The sequence below is a fragment of the Streptomyces roseochromogenus subsp. oscitans DS 12.976 genome (assembly GCF_000497445.1).
In the GTDB taxonomy this organism is placed as follows: Bacteria; Actinomycetota; Actinomycetes; order Streptomycetales; family Streptomycetaceae; genus Streptomyces; species Streptomyces oscitans.
In genome coordinates, this window is the sequence record NZ_CM002285.1 from 1,505,278 (window position 1) to 1,507,296 (window position 2,019).

Below are 2,019 nucleotides of genomic sequence, written 5' to 3' on the forward strand. Positions count from 1 at the left end.
GCGCGATCTGCCCGGCGACGCGCTCCAGGACGACCGCCTTGACCACGCGCCGCAGGTCACCGGCGCTCTGTCCGTGCCGGACCGCGCGATGCACATCGCCGAGGATCCCGCCGGGCAGCGCCGCGTTCAGGAACAGCGCCCGGTAGTAGTCGGCGACGGCGGGCCCGAGCGGCAGCCGGATGCGCAGGCCGCGGGCCACCAACTGCCAACGCCAGGCGCTGAACACGGTGGTGACCACGCCGATGCCCAGCGCGGCCAGCACCGTCACGGCGTCGATCCGCCGCAGCCCGTCGAGCAGCACACCGGTGCCGAGCCGCCACAGCAGAACACCGAGGATGACCATACCGACGAGACTGCCGAAGTGCGTACGCAGCGCGCGAAGGCCGGGACGCCGGGGGGTGGGGGGCGGCGGCGGTACGGCCTCGGGTGCGGTCTCGGCGGACGGGGGTGGCGGAGTCGGTGCCGCGGTCTGCGGAAGCGGTGACGCCGTATCCGGCAGCGAGGACGGCGGTTCCTCCGGCCCGGTGCCGGACTGGTGCGTCGCGTGCCCCGTGTCCGCCGCGGTCTGCACGCACGCGTGGGCCGTTCCGGCGCCGTACACGCACGCGCCCGCCGGGCCGGAGTCGGGCACGCGCGCGTGCACCGCGCTCGTGGGCGTCACGCGCGCGTGGGGGCCCGTTCGGGTGACCCCGGTGCTCGGCCTCCGCCGCGGCCGACCGGGTGATCATGACGCCCCGCCCGTCGGCCGGGGCAGGGCCAGCAGGTCGGTGTGGTGGACCACGACCCGCAACTCGCCGGCGGCGCAGGCGGCGAGCCGGTCCCGCAGATAGCGCTCGGCACGGTCGCCCAGCTCGGGCCGCTCTTCCACTGCCGCGCCCACCCAGCCGCGCAGCCACTGCTCGGTCAGCGTCACCTCCGCGGGCCCCAGCCGCCAAGGGCTCGGGCGCACCCGTACGGCGGCCCCGCTTGCGGCGAACGCCTCGCCGGCCACGGTGACCGCGTCCGGGCCGAGCAGCCCGCCGCGCCGCTGATGGGCGTTGAACGCCTCGGTGATCTCCGCGTCCAGCGGGTCGGCCGGGGTGAGTTCGACGCGTCCGACGACGGACAGCGTGAGCAGCGCCGGGCAGCCGGCCCCGGCGCAGGCGTCGGCGAGGGTGGCGACCTCCGCACGGGTGAGGACGTCGAGCAGCGCGGAGGCGGTGACCAGCGAGGCACCGGCCAGCGCGTCCGGGGTCAGCCGGGCCACGTCGCCGCGCCGTGTCTCGACGGTGACACCGCTGCCGTCGGCGGCGGCGCGCGGGGAGGCCGCGGCGGCGAAGTGCAGCAGATAGGGGTCGCGGTCGTGCAGGACCCAGTGCTGGGGTCCGTCCAGGCGGGGCGCGAGCCAGCGGCCCATCGAGCCGGTGCCGCAGCCCAGGTCGTGCACGGCCAGTGCGCCGGTGCCGGTGCCGTCCCGCAGGTTGGCCAGGCGGATCCGCAGCGGGTCGAGCAGGTCCAGCGCGCGGGCGGCCGCGTCGGCCGGTTCCCGCAACCGCAGCCATTCGGGCGCATACCGGGGCGGTTCCTCGGGCTCGCCGTCGCGCAGCCGTACGGTGGCTCGCTCACCGGGACGCCCGACAGGCCCGGCCCCGGCGACGACCGAGGAGTCCACACCACGCACTCCGCCATCATCGGCGCCGACGGCACCGCCCGCCTCCGCAGAGCTCCCGCGACCGCTCCCGGATCCGTCCGCTGCCGCAGGGCTCACGGGGCCGCTCGCGGCCCCGGCGCTCCCGGCCGCCGGAGTACGAGCCTCACCACGGCCGGCGTCACGCACCGGCTCCCCCTCCCTCGGCTTCCTCGGCCCGCTCCGGGCCGGAATCGACGCCATGCCGTCCGCCGCTCCGTTCGTCCTGGTCGCCGGCCTGGTCATGCCGCCCTCCTCGGGGCTTCGGGGAGTCGGGCGAGGACTCCGGCCAGGCTGCGGGCGGTGGCGGCCCAGCCGTCGAGCGCGGCGCGGCGGCCACGGGCCGCGGCCTT

At 77.4% G+C, this 2,019-nt stretch carries 2 protein-coding genes; both read right to left on the bottom strand.

Features of this window, described 5'->3' with window-relative positions:
- The coding region (locus tag M878_RS97360; protein WP_245238368.1) for a lysylphosphatidylglycerol synthase domain-containing protein at positions 1–499 on the bottom strand (499 nt) is incomplete at its 3' end.
- 225 nt (positions 500–724) lie between these two features.
- Positions 725–1,660 carry a methyltransferase domain-containing protein gene (locus M878_RS56760; protein WP_209445498.1) on the bottom strand — a complete coding sequence of 312 codons (936 nt, stop codon included), beginning with the start codon at positions 1,658–1,660 and terminating at the stop codon, positions 725–727.
- Positions 1,661–2,019 lie beyond the last annotated feature (359 nt).